11 protein-coding genes and 1 other RNA gene are annotated in these 16,326 nt (G+C 39.6%); 9 read left to right on the top strand and 3 right to left on the bottom strand.

Features of this window, described 5'->3' with window-relative positions:
- Positions 1-225: 225 nt before the first annotated feature.
- Positions 226-1,425, bottom strand: coding sequence for an aromatic amino acid transport family protein (locus tag ATS75_RS14905; protein ID WP_082665495.1), 1,200 nt, complete (start codon positions 1,423-1,425; stop codon positions 226-228).
- A 401-nt stretch (positions 1,426-1,826) separates the two neighbouring features.
- Between ATS75_RS14905 and ATS75_RS14910 the strand changes: the two genes are divergently transcribed.
- Complete coding sequence (locus ATS75_RS14910) at positions 1,827-2,729, top strand: DMT family transporter (protein ID WP_058561221.1); 903 nt, start codon at positions 1,827-1,829, stop codon at positions 2,727-2,729.
- An 11-nt stretch (positions 2,730-2,740) separates the two neighbouring features.
- Here the strand turns inward: ATS75_RS14910 and ATS75_RS14915 are convergent, their stop codons facing one another.
- A complete protein-coding gene (locus ATS75_RS14915; RefSeq protein ID WP_058561222.1) occupies positions 2,741-3,619 on the bottom strand; it encodes a flagellar protein MotY in 879 nt (292 codons plus the stop codon).
- A gap of 235 nt (positions 3,620-3,854) precedes the next feature.
- On the opposite strand from ATS75_RS14915, the gene rnt reads away from it, so the two are divergent.
- On the top strand, positions 3,855-4,547 hold the full coding sequence (rnt, locus tag ATS75_RS14920) for a ribonuclease T (RefSeq protein WP_058561223.1): 693 nt from the start codon (positions 3,855-3,857) through the stop codon (positions 4,545-4,547).
- On the opposite strand, the gene ATS75_RS14925 is transcribed toward rnt, so the two are convergent.
- Positions 4,531-6,156, bottom strand: a complete 1,626-nt coding sequence (locus ATS75_RS14925; protein ID WP_058561224.1) for a DUF342 domain-containing protein — start codon at positions 6,154-6,156, stop codon at positions 4,531-4,533. The genes rnt and ATS75_RS14925 overlap by 17 nt on opposite strands.
- A 272-nt stretch (positions 6,157-6,428) precedes the next feature.
- Between ATS75_RS14925 and ssrA the strand changes: the two genes are divergently transcribed.
- The 7 genes from ssrA (at position 6,429) to ATS75_RS14955 (ending at position 16,319) form a co-directional block, all read left to right on the top strand.
- Positions 6,429-6,785: a transfer-messenger RNA gene (ssrA, locus tag ATS75_RS20175) on the top strand.
- 219 nt (positions 6,786-7,004) lie between these two features.
- Positions 7,005-8,198: an integrase domain-containing protein gene (locus tag ATS75_RS14930; RefSeq protein ID WP_058561225.1), complete on the top strand. Its 1,194-nt coding sequence runs from the start codon at positions 7,005-7,007 to the stop codon at positions 8,196-8,198.
- A gap of 393 nt (positions 8,199-8,591) precedes the next feature.
- Positions 8,592-8,804, top strand: a complete 213-nt coding sequence (locus ATS75_RS14935) for a helix-turn-helix transcriptional regulator (RefSeq protein WP_058561226.1) — start codon at positions 8,592-8,594, stop codon at positions 8,802-8,804.
- Complete coding sequence (locus ATS75_RS14940; RefSeq protein ID WP_058561227.1) at positions 8,797-9,843, top strand: replication initiation factor domain-containing protein; 1,047 nt, start codon at positions 8,797-8,799, stop codon at positions 9,841-9,843. The genes ATS75_RS14935 and ATS75_RS14940 overlap by 8 nt, the downstream gene beginning before the upstream one ends.
- Positions 9,844-10,794: 951 nt before the next feature.
- The gene (locus tag ATS75_RS14945; protein WP_152996233.1) at positions 10,795-11,679 is read left to right on the top strand and encodes a TerB family tellurite resistance protein; all 885 of its coding nucleotides are present in this window, start codon (positions 10,795-10,797) and stop codon (positions 11,677-11,679) included.
- A gap of 613 nt (positions 11,680-12,292) precedes the next feature.
- Entirely contained in the window at positions 12,293-15,058 is a 2,766-nt protein-coding gene (locus ATS75_RS14950; RefSeq protein ID WP_058561229.1) for a type I restriction-modification system subunit M, read from the top strand.
- Position 15,059: 1 nt separating this feature from the next.
- Positions 15,060-16,319, top strand: a complete 1,260-nt coding sequence (locus ATS75_RS14955) for a restriction endonuclease subunit S (protein WP_058561230.1) — start codon at positions 15,060-15,062, stop codon at positions 16,317-16,319.
- The last annotated feature ends 7 nt before the right edge of the window (positions 16,320-16,326 follow it).

Here is a 16,326-nt window from a genome sequence, read left to right on the forward strand (position 1 = left end):
TCACGCCCCTTACCACCATCTCGCCTATTTATGTGAGAATAGCCACACCACATAAGCGCTACCTTGACTAAATATCAAACAGACTATTGTAATTCAACCTTGAAGGTCAACACACCCTGTGTATAGAGAGTCAGAGTGCTCCAAATGCATCACAGTTGATATAACAAACAAAAACGGCACTTAGGGTGCCGTTTTTATTAAAACGTGTAAAAGCGTATTTAGAATTTAGCCAATAGCAGGAATGAACCCTGCCATCTGCAATCCTTGCGCACTGATAATAAGTACGCCACATAGCGCGGCAACCATCAGTCCAAGATTGCCACCAATAACCGTGTATCCAGATTGTTTTTGTTGTCGTTGCTTGTAAACCATTGCAACAGGTAGAAACACGGCTAAAACAACCAGCGCAATTGCTGCATAACCCAATGCCATAATAAACCCCTGAGGATAAAACAAAGCAAAGCCCAATGGCGGAGTAAAGGTTATTAGCGCCGTTTTGATGCGCTCCTTGCCCTCATCGCCTTTTTTAAATGCATCTGCAAAAAAATCAAATAGCCCTAAGCTTACACCCAAGAATGAAGTTGCTAATGCTAAATCGGCAAATAAATTAACAGCAGAGGCTACCGCTGAGTTATTAGCAATATTAGCCATACTTGTAACAAACCCAGGAAGACCTGAACTTGAAAGCAGTTCGCTTTGACTCATGATCCCTTGGCTGATGAGTTGCCAAAAAATATATATAACAAGAGGCAGCGCAGCACCAGCGATCATGACACGACGCAATGTTTTAATCTCAAGCCCGACATACTTCACAATAGATGGGATCGAGCCATGGAAACCAAATGATGTAAAAACGACTGGGATGGCAGATAAGATAAGTCCTTGCTCTATCGGCATTTCAAGTAAGTGCTGCCCATGTACATAAGGGGTAAGCATATAAAATAAACTGGCCAGTACAACAATTTTAACGGTGAATAGAATTCTGTTTAGTTTATCCACCTTGCTTGTTCCTAATGTAACGACAGTACCAATTATGACTGCAATGATGACTGAACCGACCTGTGGGGCAATATTTAGATTAAGGCCTGCATTAATTTTTTCTTGCAATTGCGCTCCGCCGCCAGCGATATAGGCTGCGCACAGTGCGTAAAACAAAAACATAACGGAAAAGTTGGCAAGGTATTGCCCGCGCTTGCCAAGCCATGATTTAGCGAGTGTGTTTAACGTTGCATCGCGTTCTGCATGCTGGTGAAGTTCAAGCATGAGTAAGGCGGTGTAGGTCATGAGCACCCATGTAGCAATAATTAATGTAAGTGCGGTCGTAAACCCAAGCCCTGCACTAGCTATTGGTAGCGCGAGCATTCCCGCGCCTATGGTAGTACCTGCAACAATTAACATGCTGCCTATTGTTTTATTCTTAAGCACTCTTTGCCCCTGAAACATCGTGAGAGGCAAGCAAGATATAACTACTTGACGTAAACTTAAATAGTTTTGTCATAAATCAAAGAAAATAAATGTAACCTATGATTTACATGCTTAATACAGAGCAATAAATTAAACAAAAAAATAGCGTGTTAAGTGTTGACTTATTAACCAGCTCTGTTATTTCTATTAGTGTTTTTTAGCTTTATAAATTCAACGAACGAAGAAGATTAAATGCAACTAACTAACCGAGTCCTCATAACACTTTGTCCATGGCTGACCTTATCAGTCATGTGCTCATGTTTGGCTCGCGAAAAAGTATAATCTTTATATTTAATCGCGGTAAAACGCGGTTAGAATCTATTTCCCTCTGTGTTATACCGCTTCCATAAAGGAATAGCCGGGTGAACGTCAAAGTTTCTTATTTTTTAATGGTGTTGATATGGTCAACAACGCCACTGGGTATCGTATTTAGTAGCGAAACCGTTGAGCCAACCTTAGCGGTGTTACTACGCATGTCTATAGGGCTTGTTTTGGCTGCGTTTGTGGTCGCGATCGCGAATGTGAGAATCCCATGGCATAGTCGAGCATGTTGTCTGTATGCCTATTCGAGTATGGGCATTTACGGCGGTATGTTACTCAGTTATATGGCGGCTAAAACGGTCCCTTCAGGATTAATCTCATTAATATTTGGCTTGGCTCCCATTCTATCTGGGTTGCTTGCGCAGCGCTTACTAAATGAACCCAAGTTTAGTTTAATAAAGAGTTTGGCATTGCTCTGTGCGTTATTTGGCTTGTACTTGGTAAGTAAAGAACATATTCAAGGCTCTTTGGCACACATGCAGGGGTTTGTCTATGTTGCTTTGGCAGTGTGTTTTTTTAGCCTCAGTGGTGTAATGATAAAGCGGATTCGTATAGCAATACACCCAATGGCAACAACATTTGGCTCTTTGATATTTGTGACGCCGTTGTTCTTTGTTACCTGGTGGTTATTTGGTGGGCAGTTAGATACTCAAGCGTGGTCAGTGAAATCTATTTGGTCAATCGTTTACTTGGGTGTATTTGGCTCTCTCGTCGGGGCGTTGGCGTATTTTCATGTTCTGCAAAAATTAACGGCAAGCACGGTTGCACTGACTACTTTAATTACGCCCAGCTTTGCTATTGGGCTCGGTGCGTGGTTAAACAATGAGCCTATTAGTATGCAACTAGGCTTAGGTGCAGGAATTATCTTGATTAGCTTGGCTATTTTTCAGTTCGGTGAAGGGTGGTTTAATAGAAAAGGTAAGCGAAATAAGCTTACCTTCTAACCCTCTTATAATTATATCTTCGCTATTTGAATGACTAAGCGACGGTTTTTATCACGGCCCAAAATATTGTCATTGGTTGCGACATGGCGCTTTTCACCAAAGCCCTGTGTTTCAACCTTTGACTCATCAACGCCCAAACTTACCATATAATCTTTTATCGCTTTTGCGCGCTTTTTTGAAAGCTCAAGGTTATTCCAACGACCACCGTAGCTGTCTGTATATGAATCAATCGATATAGACGAGATACTTGTGTCATACTTTAAGTATTCAGCTATTTTATCAAGTCGCTTTTGTGATGACTTAGTCAGCTTGCTGGTATTTGGTTGATAATTCATTATTGTGAACGAAATATCCTCAAAGTTATAAGGCAATAATTCGTCACGGCATTGTAAAAAAGCCCAGTAGGCTTGTTTAAAATTAATACTCGATAAACCAACGGCAATTTTGTCGGCACTATTTTGCCAGTCCTCGTAATAAAAAGTCGGATGGTAGCCCTTTTCAAGTTCAGTCAGCATTTCCCAAGCGGTTTTGTTGCCCAGTTCACCGTCAAACTTACGTAATAGTTTCATATTTGCAAGATCACGCACTGGGCGGCCAGCACGCCACGCAGGAGGAACTGATTTTAGCCCTGCAACATTATAACTATCAGGCCTAACTACCATGTCTAAGTTGAATAACAGATCTTTGTTCTTGCTGGCGTTCGCACTGAATATAGCCTCGCCATAGAAGGGGACTTCATGATTTAATTGGCATTGCAACCGCGTGGTTTTTACAACCTGCCATTGTGAAGTGTCAGCATTAGCGCTGTATTGTCGCATAGCTGCATTGGCGACACCGCTAGAGAATAAGGCAATTGTTGTGATACCAACAGAGAGTAATGATAATTTCACAGTAGTCGACTCCAACAATAAGTTACTTTGTTAATACGTTAGTCAAAATTTTGGCAATTCCACAAGGTCTATGGCTCAATAAAGCAACTGAGTTAAGTATTAATATGCATATACTTAACTAACAAGCAATTTATATGCCTATAAATTAAACCTGTAATTAATACTTAAACCCTCTAGCCTAGTGGCTGTCAACTTTGTCATAATAGAAGGCTTACATTCATAAACCAAGAAAACTATGGCAAATACAGAACAAACACCTTTCGCAAAACGTTTCCGTGGCTTTTTCCCTGTTGTCATAGATGTTGAAACAGCAGGCTTTAACAAAGAAACTGATGCGCTACTAGAAATTGCAGTCTCTATTTTAAAAATGGATGACGAAGGATTGTTAAGTATTGATCATACTGTGCATTTCCATGTCGCACCTTTTGAAGGAGCTAATATTGAACAAGCGGCCATCGAGTTTAACGGTATTGATCCCTTCTCACCTTTGCGTGGTGCAGTCCCCGAAGATGAAGCAATAAAAGAAATTTGTAAAGCTGTACGCAAAGCCCAAAAAGCAGCTGGATGTCAACGATCGGTCGTTGTTGCTCACAATGCTGCTTTTGACCATGGCTTTTTGAATGCAGCCATTGAGCGTAATAATATAAAGCGCACACCATTTCATCCGTTTGTTAGCTTTGACACGACCTCATTAGCGGGTTTAGCCCTTGGACAAACTGTTTTAGCAAAAGCCTGTCGGGCTGCAGGCATCGAGTTTGATAATAAGCAAGCTCATTCAGCGTTGTATGACACTGAGCGCACTGCAGAGCTTTACTGCCTGATTGTCAATCGTTGGCAGCAACTTGGTGGATGGCCGCTTGCAGAAGAGGCACAAGAAGTGAGTGACGACGTTATTTTGGAAGACTCAGTCGTTAAAACGACTGAGTAATTTTTCCTTCACTCATTTTAACTGAGTGGGGAGGGTATATACGCGAAAAGTTTTTCGAATCTTTTGCTATTTTGAGCTCTACGCCTGGGTGCATGAGCTCATTGACCTTAACTCTACTGATAGACAAAAGCTGTGTTATTTTTTGTTTAATAAGCTGCTTCTTACGCTTAGTGCTCGCAACCTTCATGTTTATTTGTTCTTCACTTGCCGTAATCTTATCGAGGAGTAACTGCCTTTTCTCAGGGAATGGAATTTTAATTGCTTTCTTTCGCGCTTGTTTGAGCGCCGCCGACTTGGTCGTGAGAAGCTTTTCAAAGTCAGTTACTTGCACTTGTTTTTGACGTAAATCATGCCAGTTTTGTGCGAGATATATACGTGTTTTCGTCCCTGATGGTGCACCTAACTCACCCGTTTCAATTCGCATTGCATTTAATACGCTTCCGCCAATGATTTTACCGCGCGGGTTATTTGCTTTACCGACTCTGATCAAGCGTCGTGCGCTTAAGTCACAATGCAGCGCTTGGCGCTCAATAAATAAATCTTGTTCACCTTCGACAGTGCAATATTGTGCATACCCAATTGAAATCGTTCTGGCTGCTTTGATTCTACAGCTAAATGCTTCATTTTCTTCACGTTTCCTGCCGATAGCACCTTGCATTATGGTCACTGCACTGGCGCTTTCAATAGTACCAGATTCAACAAACCCTAATACAGTAACGTCGCCGCTTGCACGGACTTGCATACCGTCTTTTATATCTCCGCTGATAATAACACTGCCGTCAAAATCAACATGACCTGTACCAATATCTACGTTATCGAAGCACAGTACATCATCAACACGCATACCTCGCGGCAGTGCCACTGGTACACCTTTGCAGTCTGCAATTAGGATATTTGAATTATCGGGATCTAATTTGGTGCCTTCAAAAGGTTGTAAAGGTAAGTCTTTACCAGGGCAAGCAGGAATCGGATCTCCAAAAACGGTATAGCCATCTTCTCCACTCGTAGCTGCAATGCGCTGCATTAAAGGCGTGCCAGGTTTAACCGTTATGATTGCGCCTAAATCGCGCATATCTACCTTACCGCCTTCTTTAGCTTGTGGACTTAAAACTCTATCTTGCGCCGTTGAACACAAACGGACAAATTTTGCATCTGCCCCTTCTTTTGGGCGTCGCCCATGCGCAACAATTGCAGAAAACGAAACGCCGGGTGGTTTTTCAAACTGCTGCCCTAAAAACGAATCGAGAGCCCGTGCACTTACACCTTGAACAACACCGGCTTCTAACAGCACTTCTCGGGCTTTATCTACAGACATTATTTCACCCCCACGTGCCGTGGTAAGTGTCGCTTCTGCAACCATATTTTTTTCATCAATCTTTATAGTTACCGAGGCATCAACAGCCTTCGCGATGTTTAGAGAGTCATTGCCTAATCCATTGCTAGGGGTAAAGAGTTTCCCTATGTTTGCAGTAATTACTTCAAAATCAGCGAATTGAGATTGTTCTAATAGTTCAATTAATTGTGAGCCCGTGACAGGGAAGCCACTCTTTTTAGGGTGCTCGGCAATAGATACAAAACCAGTTTGCGTATCATGGATAAACAGCGACATTACGACTTCCTATAAAACTATGCCTGTTTTTTATTATCATTCACCAAAGTACAATACTAAAAGGCGATTATGTATGGTATTTGAGCACAACTAGGAACATATGTTAAGTAAATGTTCCATTTATTTTTCCTGAAATTAGTACTTGTTAACAACATTTCGTGTAATTGATTATAACTAAAGTACTTTTCGAAAATAAAGTTGTGAAGAGCCTTGAGTATCGCGGCCTTAGTCAGTTATACTCTTCGCACACTCTGAATGAGTTTACTAATTCAGGGGCTGATTAGGATTCGACGGAATTCAAGAAGCCCGAGGTGCATGTCGAGGTGCGGTTTGCCTCGTAAAAAAGCCGCAATTTAAAGTAATCGCAAACGACGATAACTACTCTCTAGCAGCTTAGGCTGGCTAGCGCTCCTTCCATGTATTCTTGTGGACTGGATTCTGGAGTGTCACCCTAACACCTGATCGCGACGGAAACCCTGGCCGGGGTTGAAGCGTTAAAACTAAGCGGCCTCGCCTTTATTTACCGTGTTTGTCCGGGACTTAAAGGTTAATTAAATGACAATACTAAACATGTAGTACCGACGGTCGAGGCTTTTCGGACGGGGGTTCAAATCCCCCCAGCTCCACCAATATAGTGTTCGGCAACTGCCGAATACGTTCAAAAAGCCCTTAACTTTTAACGAGTTAAGGGCTTTTTTGTTTCTAAAGGGTTCGAAGATGTATGGTACTATTCGCAACACTAAGTACCATTGCAAGTACCATAAACCGCTGAGAACAAACTTGTGGTACCAAAAAGCATTTTTACTATAAATTTCAGTTGATTGTAGCTAAGTTTAAGAAGGTAACTAATGGCAAAATTGATCAAACCCCTCAGCGACACCCAATTAAAGCGCGCAAAGGCAAAAGATAAAGATTATGAACTTGCAGATGGCAACGGTCTTTACTTAAGAATACGCGTTTCAGGTAATAAATCTTGGATATTCCGCTACTACCGTCCATACACTAAAAAGCGTAACAATATGGTGTTGGGTGCATACCCTACAATCACACTTCAAGAAGCCAGAGTATTAAGAGAGCAGGCACGTGCACTCCTTGCAAAAAGCATTGATCCAAAGGAGCAGGCCGAGCAAGAAAAGACCGATGTACTTAACGAAACCCAAAACACCTTTAAATATGTTGCAGAGCAATGGTTCGATGTAAAGCGTGCATCGGTCAGTGAGGGCTATGCAGAAGATATTTGGCGCTCGTTTGAAAACCACTTATTTCCTCAACTCGCAAACAGACCTATCAACACATTAACAGCACCCATGGTAATCGCCGTTATGAAGCCACTAGCATCAAAAGGTGTGCTTGAACAAATTAGACGATTAAGCCAACGAGTGAATGAAGTCATGACCTACGCTGTGAACGTGGGTTTGATAAAGTCAAACCCGCTAGCAGGGATCCGCAGTGCATTTCAATCACCAAAACGAACTCACATGAGTACGATTGAGCCAGAAAGATTGCCTGAATTAATGACAATGTTGAATCGTGCGAGCATAAAATACACGACTCGATGTTTGATTGAGTGGCAGTTACACACAATGTGCCGACCAATGGAAGCCGCGGCAGCTAAATGGTCTGAAGTCAATTTTGATGACGGGTTATGGATAATTCCTGCCGAGCGTATGAAAATGAGGAAAGAGCACAAAGTACCTTTGACTAAACAAACGCTTCATTTACTAGAATTAATGAAACCAGTTAGCGGCCACAGAGAATATATTTTTCCTGCGGATAGAAACCCACGAAGTCATACCAATGCACAAACCGCGAATGCGGCATTAAAAAGAATGGGGCTTGAAGGTGCGCTGGTGGCTCATGGTATGCGTGCACTCGCCAGCACCATATTAAATGAGCAAGGGTTTGATCCAGACTTAATTGAAACAGCGTTAGCACATGTCGAAAAAAATGAAGTTAGACGCGCTTATAACCGAGCACAGTATATTGACCGCAGGCGAGAAATAATGGACTGGTGGAGCCAACACATAGCAAAAGCGAGTTAATAGTTAGTTCAAATGAAACAAATCTGAGCGAGTAACCCCCCTTAAATCATGCCATATAATCAAGGCTATCTTTTGACAAAAAAGAGGCCTTGAACATCCTACTAATAACTCATTATTATCAATAGTAATTTTTTAGCCTACGTTCAACTAAACTTCTATATAAATCCCCGCTTTGTATGAAGCATTCCACCTTTTGTTATTAGTTATTTTAAATCAATTGCTTGCTGTTTCATTTTTATGCCGTAGAAGTGGTTTTTCGATTTATTCAATTCTAAAAAAGTCTGAGCCTAGCAGCTAGGCTCGATTCTCAGACTTTTAATTTTTCTATTTAATAGCTCTCGAACTGATGCGATCACACTCGATCGAATCGAAATAAAAAATAGAGAAATTGACATGAATACAAATCATAGTGAACAGCAAACACCAAGCATTGACCGTTTTGTTAGAGAAAAAGAATGCCAGCATATTACAGGGCTATCACGTACATCACGTTATGAGATGGAACAGGCGGGAACGTTTCCAAAGCGAATTCAATTAAATAAAAGAACCACAGCATGGCGATTATCCGACATCTTAAACTGGATGGAGGCATGCATTAATGGATAATAAGATCATAAAAGGGGCATTAACACCGACAGATAGTACTAATAAAGTAAGTAAAAACAATACACTTACAGGGCTATATAAAGAGTCATTAACAAAGACAGATTGTCTTTTTTTAGTAAACAATAATATTAAAACACGAATTGATTATGTAACGATTAATTTAGTACTTGTTTGTAAGGGCCAATTTGATGAGGTTATGCAAAAGCTCAAAGACTGGTTAAAGTCACTATTGATTAAAGTCAGTCAGTTTAAGCCTAAGTTAAAACACTTTGATGATGGGCAATTACTCCACAGTTATGATGTGGTAAAACAAAATTGCGGTGCAATTAAATGGCCTAACAATAAAACAAGTATTCGATTGGAGCTAACAGGTTTTGCATGTGAGTTAATAAATTTAGATGACCGCTATTTTTTTCCACTATTGCAACTCGATAAGTTTGCTAAGTTGGACATTAGGCGAATTGATTTAGCGCTCGATGATTTAAGCGGTAAATACAACATACGTCATGTTCAAAAGTCGTTTAGTAAAGGTGACTACTCGCCTAAGTCCGGTACTGCCCCGACTCGACGGGATCTCAAATCAAACGAGGGGAGAACAATTTATATAGGTGCTAATAGCTCTCATAAAAAGATGGCAATTTATGAAAAGGGTAAGCAACTCAAACTACCTGTAGATGAAACCCTTTACAAAGATTGGACGCGTCACGAATTACGTTTACAAGGTAAGCGGACTCAACCGATACCGCTTGATATATTTACAGCACCAGACAGCTATTTTGTTGCAGCATACCCAAGGGCATACAGCCGTATGCTCAAGCGTGTTGAACCAAGAGCGATTGTTCGAGAAGTAAAAGCACGTTGTAAAGTAACGCTCGATAAGCGGCTTGCACACTTACGTAACCAGTATGGGCCTACAATAATTCTTGCAAATCAAACAATGACAGAGACGGAAATTATAAGGCGCATTGCTCGAGCTAGTAAAAGTTATCAGCCCTCATTACCAATAGCACTACTTCAAGAACAAAGGGCCATTTCATAGTCATTTTTTCTGCTGCTAAATGTTAGATCACAGATAGATCGGTGTTACTTCCATGACCATGCGAGCCCTCGTGAACAAAGGGCTCAGAGGTCTTTTATGAAAACTTCAGAGTAAGAGTTTGCCATTTTTGTATATTTTGGGGGTTTGTTTAGTCAAATAATCAGCAATCAAAGCGCTGTTTTAAAGAGTTTGGCACGCTAAAACCTATGCTTTTTGTTTGTAACTAAAATGAATGCTCAGGTTGTCTTTATTCACTTGATACAACTAACTTATTGAATTTGTTTGTTTGTTTTTATTCACTGAGTGCATAAATCGCTGATTAAAATGACACTTTTTTTGTCATTTGGCAAAGTTTGTCATTCAGGTAATTGTGGCAAAATTGCTAAAATATTGATGGGCATGCTGTGGCTTGGCTCATCCATAGGGCTTATAGCTCTAACAACTCGAAAAATAACATCACTTAGTCGCCAACAATTCATGAGTTTATGACTAAAAGCATACTCCCAAAGCAAGTATCGTTATCTGCTTAATCAGTGTAAATTTCTATCCTATGAAGAAGTCATTTTTGAAAATTATTAACTTTAAGTAAGGTAAGGTATTAAATTTTATAGAAATGATTTAAAATTCTAAAGCTTTACCCAAACCTTACGCTCATTTTTTATGAGCGTAAGGTTTGGGTAAATTATCTAGTTATGGCTTGGGTCTTCAAGCCTTGATCATTTATGAATACAAATATTTTAAGTGGTATGTATGGCAAATAATGAATGTCTGACTTGTCAGAATAAAAGGAAGTTAATAGCGTTTAATTACGCAGGGTTAGATATAAGGAAAAGTGCCAGGCATGCATTTCCAGAAAGGGTAATACAAGAACAATTACCTGGTGATAAAAGAAAAGATTTTTTGTGTGTGGATTGTGCTAATAACTAACCCATTACATGCTCTACTCATGGGATGATAGATGACACTTTCTCGTTGGGTGTTTCACCACAATGCTTCGACTGTCAGTCTGAGAAATCTAATCAAGATAAGTTAAAAGAGGTTGATGAGTTTTGGTTAAAAAACTTCCCTGAGGCGTTTGAAGATAAAAAGCTAAGACTTTTTTATTTGCGCGGTGCTTTGGCAGGTGCGTTAGCAATTTCAGATGGTGCGCAAGACGATATAGAGCAAGAGACTATTAAAAAGTTATCTTTGGATGTAACAGGCAAAAACCAATACGAAATGACAGCCTTCGCTTTGGCATATAAAGCCCGTCTATCTAGACGTATTCATAATAGTGATCTTTTGGATTTATGCTTTGAGCAAAGAGTAAAAAAATCAAACCTCGCTACTTTAAAGTTTTTAATTAAAGTGGCAGCCGCAGATGGCTTTCTTGATAAGGAGGAGTTTAGCTTCATTCAAAAAGTAGCAGAGCGACTTGATATTGAGATTCCAAGTTATGAAAAGCTAGCTGACTCTTTAGGGTTGAACTTATCGAACCAAAAGCAGGAAAGGTTATTACAAACAACAAGTAAAATAGCATCAACTATTGGTTTAGGGGCACTTGCAGTTGGAGGTTGTGCCATTGATGTGTTGCTAGGCTCCGGTTCAAGTAAAAAAAGCAAAGCGCCTAAAAAGAGAGAAAGTTCTGGCTCTGTTGTTAATGGTACTGGAAAAAATTGCTTAACTTGTTCCTATTGGCAAGGAAGAAGACAAACGAAAGGTGGTTATTTTATAACTTACTCTAAGAGTAATAATAGCGGCTTTTGTATGGTAGGTACAAATAAAGGCCGTGAAAAAGAGGCTTCTCAAAGTTGCAGAGACTGGTCTAAGTGGGAACAACTCACAAAAGTTAAGTAACAAAGTAAAGTCAAAGTATCGATGGCACAGCTCTATTATTGTTATTTATAGTGCTTGTATATTTGGGTTTATAAAGCATTAAATTGACCATTCCGTAATTTTCTCATACTCTACTTTTGCTCATAGTTAGAGACAAAGAAATGAGTGGTTAAATACTAATAACATAAGGGCTTGCGGTGTAATTAAAGCTTAACTAAAAAACATTTTATCTGTGAGCAGACGAGGGCAAGTTGCCAGAGTTTAAAGTTGATGGTTCATGGTGTTTTGAAGGTGAAGATCTTGAAGCCTGGATAGATAAACAAAGGTGTAACGTATGTTCCAAGATAACTAAAAGCTTATCCAATCTTTTCTTTAAAGGCCATCACTAGGGACTTATTAATGGGTAAAGTTACGTTACTACCATACTCCATTAGCCGTGCAAAAAGCTAAAGACATAGGTATGCGTATCGTCCTCATAAATGGCAAAGAATTAGCAAAACTCATCCTGCGATACAACATTGGCAGCTGAGATGAGCAGGTATTACACCTGAAAAAGATAAACGAAGAATTTTTCGAAGCGTAAGCAACATTACCTGTTTGCGTTTTACTTAAGTATTAGGAAATAGTTTTATTTATGAATAAGCAACAACTAGCAGCCAAAATTTGGGAATCAGCCAACCAAATGCGTTCAAAAATTGAAGCGAACGACTACAAAGACTTTATTTTAGGCTTTATTTTTTACAAGTACGTAAGTGATCAATTGGTTAGCTTTGTTAAAGAGCAAGGCATGACCGAAGATGAAATTAAAGCCCTTGGCGAAGATGACCCTGAAACCTTAGAATATGTGCAAAGCAACTTAGGTTACTTTATATCTTACAATAACCTGTTTTCTACTTGGGTTGATCCAAAGTCAGACTTTGATGAATCTAACGTGCGTGATGCACTTTCTGCTTTTAGCCGTCTTATTCACCCTAATCATAAAAAGCTATTTGAGGGTATTTTTACCACACTTGAAACAGGCTTAAGCAAACTAGGTGAAAGTGCGCCTAAACGTACTAAAGCGATAAGTGATTTACTACACTTAATTAAAAGCATCCCTATGGGCGGTAATGTTGGTTACGATGTACTGGGCTACATTTACGAATACTTAATTGAAAAGTTTGCCGCCAATGCAGGTAAAAAAGCCGGTGAGTTTTATACGCCTCACGAAGTGTCACTACTCATGTCAGAAATCACAGCACATGAACTAAAACATAAAGATAAAATTGAAATTTACGATCCAACCAGTGGCTCAGGTTCATTACTAATAAACATAGGTAGCTCAGTTGCTAAATATGCAAAAAGTAAAGACGATATTAAATACTACGCGCAAGAGCTAAAAGAAAGCACTTACAACTTAACCCGTATGAACCTGATCATGCGTGGCATTCTACCCGACAACATTACTACACGTAATGGAGATACCTTAGAAGACGACTGGCCATACTTTGATGAAAGCGATCCGCTTGCTACATACAACTCTTTATACGTAGATGCAGTTGTATCAAACCCACCTTACTCACAAGCCTGGGATCCAAGCTTTAAAGACAGCGACCCTCGCTATTCGCGTTTTGGCCTTGCGCCGAAAGCCAAAGCCGATTTTGCTTTTTTACTACACGACCTTTATCATTTAAAGCCCGATGGCATTATGACCATAGTACTGCCACACGGTGTACTATTCCGTGGTGGTGAAGAGGGCCAAATACGTAAACAATTGATCGAAAATAATCACATCGACGCGATTATTGGTTTACCGGCTAATATCTTTTTTGGTACAGGCATACCAACCGTTATTATTGTGCTCAAACAAAAACGACAAAACACTGATGTACTAGTGGTTGATGCCTCTAAACACTTTATTAAAGAAGGCAAAAACAACAAGCTACAAGCAAGTGATATAAAACGAGTGACTGATGCGGTTATTAATCGTGAAAGTATCGATAAGTTTTCAAAAGTGGTTAGTAAGTACACTCTTCGTGAAAATGACTACAACTTAAATATACCGCGTTATGTCGACTCTTCAGCCGCCGTAGAGAGTTGGGATCTACACGCCACTATGCTTGGTGGTATTCCTAATACTGAAATAGCCGAGCTACAAACTTATTGGCAAGCTTTACCGCAATTGCACTCTGCATTGTTTACGCCTAAGTCAGCCGCTTATAGCGAGCTTACAGTTGCTAAAAAAGATGTGAACGCCACCATTAGCGACCATCCACAAGTGCGTGAGTTTATCACTACCTATAACCACGTATTTAATGGCTACGATGATTACCTAAATGCTACGCTTATTAAAGGATGGGAAACGGTTAACTGTAATCAAGTAGAGGCTGACCTCAGTGAGGAGCTATTTAAACGCTTAGCGCCTATTGCGCTGGTGGACAAATATTTAGCCTACCAATATCAAAATAATCAATGGCAAATTATAAGTGCTGATTTGGAAATGATGCAAACAGAGGGTTTTGCCTCCACTAAACAAGTGGATCCAAATATCGTTATCAAAAAGGTCAAAGGGAAAGACACTGAAGTGCAAGATGGCTGGAAAGGCCACATATTACCCTTCGAGTTAGTGCAGAAAACGTATTTAAAAGACGGCTTGCAAGAATTACAAAGCCAAGAATTAAAACTGGCAGAAGTTACAACACAAATTGAAGAGATAATTGAATCACTTACAGAAGAAGAAAAAGATTCGCCGTTCCTGAATGACAATAATGATGGGTTCGTGAAAGGAGAGTTAACCAAAAAAATAAAAGAAATATACGCCGATGTTGATTCAGAAGAAATTAGAACGATCAATGAATACATTTCAATTCTCGATAACAAAGCTAAAAAGCAAGAAAAGCTAGCATTTGTTACTGCTCACTCTCATGTTGGCTGGACTAATATTGAAGCGAGTAAGGACGGCACATACGGAAAAGGTAAGATAAATGTTTATTTACAAACCTTAAGAGCTCAGTTTGAATTTCCTCTAGTAACCTTCGAAGGAAAGCTCGTTCAAGCAGATAAATTGTTAACAGAACAAACTGAGCTTAAGGGTGATATTAAAGATAAAGCTAAAGAACTACACCTGAAAACCAAAACTACCATCGAAAGTTTAACCGATGAACAAGTGAATGAGCTGCTACAGCTAAAGTGGATAGAGCCACTTAGCCGAGAATTAGACGCTATGCCAAGCAATGTTATTCGCCAACTTACCCTTCAAGTACAAGCTTTAGCTGATAAATATACAGTGACTTATTCGCAAGTCGCTAAGGATATCAAAACCAGCGAGCAAGAGCTAGCTGGGTTGATGTGTGAACTCACGGGCAATGAGTTTGACATACAAGGCTTAAATGAACTTACTAACTTGTTGAAGGGCGCTTAAGATGAGCTTAGATTCAAACGTGCCAGAACTTCGCTTTAAAGGGTTTAGTGGGAAGTGGTATGAGAAAGAGCTAGATGAGTTAGCGGAAATTGTTCGTGGAGCGAGCCCTCGGCCTATAGAAGATCCTAAATGGTTTGATGCTAAATCAAGCGTTGGTTGGTTACGCATTAGAGATGTAACAGAGCAAGACGGTAGAATCCACCATTTAAAGCAAAGAATTTCGAAACTTGGCCAAGAAAAAACGCGAGTATTACATGAAAAGCACCTGCTTTTAAGTATTGCAGCTAGTGTTGGTAAGCCTGTAGTGAATTATGTTGAGACAGGGGTTCACGATGGATTCTTAATATTTAAAAAACCTACTTTTCAACTTGAGTTTATGTACCAATGGTTAAAATCATTTGAACCAAAGTGGCAGCAATATGGTCAGCCAGGAAGTCAAGTCAACCTAAATTCTGACATAGTTAAGAATCAGAAAGTAAATGTGCCTGTTGAACCTGAACAAACTCAAATTGGTAACACTTTCCAAAAGCTCGACAACTTAATCAACCAACACCAACAAAAGCATGACAAGCTAAGCAGCATTAAAAAAGCCATGCTGGAAAAAATGTTTCCTAAACAAGGAAAAACCATTCCAGAAATTCGTTTTAAAGGGTTTAGTGAAGAGTGGGAAGAGAAGCAACTTGATGATTTATGTAACCTCATAACTAAGCAAACTGGTTTTGACTATTCGGCGACAATCAAGCCCTCATTGGTGAGGACAAAAAGTAGTCAAACATTCTCATTTATACAAAATAAAGATTTTAGTGGTCCAAACATAAATCTGGAAACCGACTTCTTTATTCCTTGTGAAGTTGCAAATAAATATCCAAGGATACTTATAGATGTTCCATCTGTTCTTATTTCAATATCTGGAAAAATCGGAAATGTTGGTTTTTATCAGTTACCAGAAAAGTCACTGGTCGGTGGAGCTGTTGGAATATGTAAATTGAAGTGTGCTTCCGATGGATTGGTAATTATTCACCAATTGCTTTCTAAGGTTGGGCAAGAGTACTTCCAAACACTAACAAAATCTTCATCTCACGCAAATATTACTGTCGAAGATATAAGATTGATTAAAATTAAGTTACCTCCAACGGTAAAAGAAAAAGTTAAATTAGGCGAGTACTTTAATCAACTCGATGTATTGATAAACCAACATCAACAACAAATCACCAAACTCAAAAACATCAAGAAGGCCTGCTTGAGAAAAATGTTTGTTTAGCAAGGAG

The sequence above is a fragment of the Pseudoalteromonas sp. H105 genome (assembly GCF_001469215.1).
In the GTDB taxonomy this organism is placed as follows: Bacteria; Pseudomonadota; Gammaproteobacteria; order Enterobacterales; family Alteromonadaceae; genus Pseudoalteromonas.

Bases quoted from the DNA above. Each gene is read 5' to 3' on its own strand.
- ATS75_RS14940 (WP_058561227.1), top strand. From the start codon at position 8,797: ATGGATAATAAGATCATAAAAGGGGCATTAACACCGACAGATAGTACT.
- rnt (WP_058561223.1), top strand. From the start codon at position 3,855: ATGGCAAATACAGAACAAACACCTTTCGCAAAACGTTTCCGTGGCTTT.
- ATS75_RS14950 (WP_058561229.1), top strand. From the start codon at position 12,293: ATGAATAAGCAACAACTAGCAGCCAAAATTTGGGAATCAGCCAACCAA.
- ATS75_RS14935 (WP_058561226.1), top strand. From the start codon at position 8,592: ATGAATACAAATCATAGTGAACAGCAAACACCAAGCATTGACCGTTTT.
- ATS75_RS14925 (WP_058561224.1), bottom strand. From the start codon at position 6,156: ATGTCGCTGTTTATCCATGATACGCAAACTGGTTTTGTATCTATTGCC.
- ATS75_RS14945 (WP_152996233.1), top strand. From the start codon at position 10,795: ATGATAGATGACACTTTCTCGTTGGGTGTTTCACCACAATGCTTCGAC.
- ATS75_RS14955 (WP_058561230.1), top strand. From the start codon at position 15,060: ATGAGCTTAGATTCAAACGTGCCAGAACTTCGCTTTAAAGGGTTTAGT.
- ATS75_RS14930 (WP_058561225.1), top strand. From the start codon at position 7,005: ATGGCAAAATTGATCAAACCCCTCAGCGACACCCAATTAAAGCGCGCA.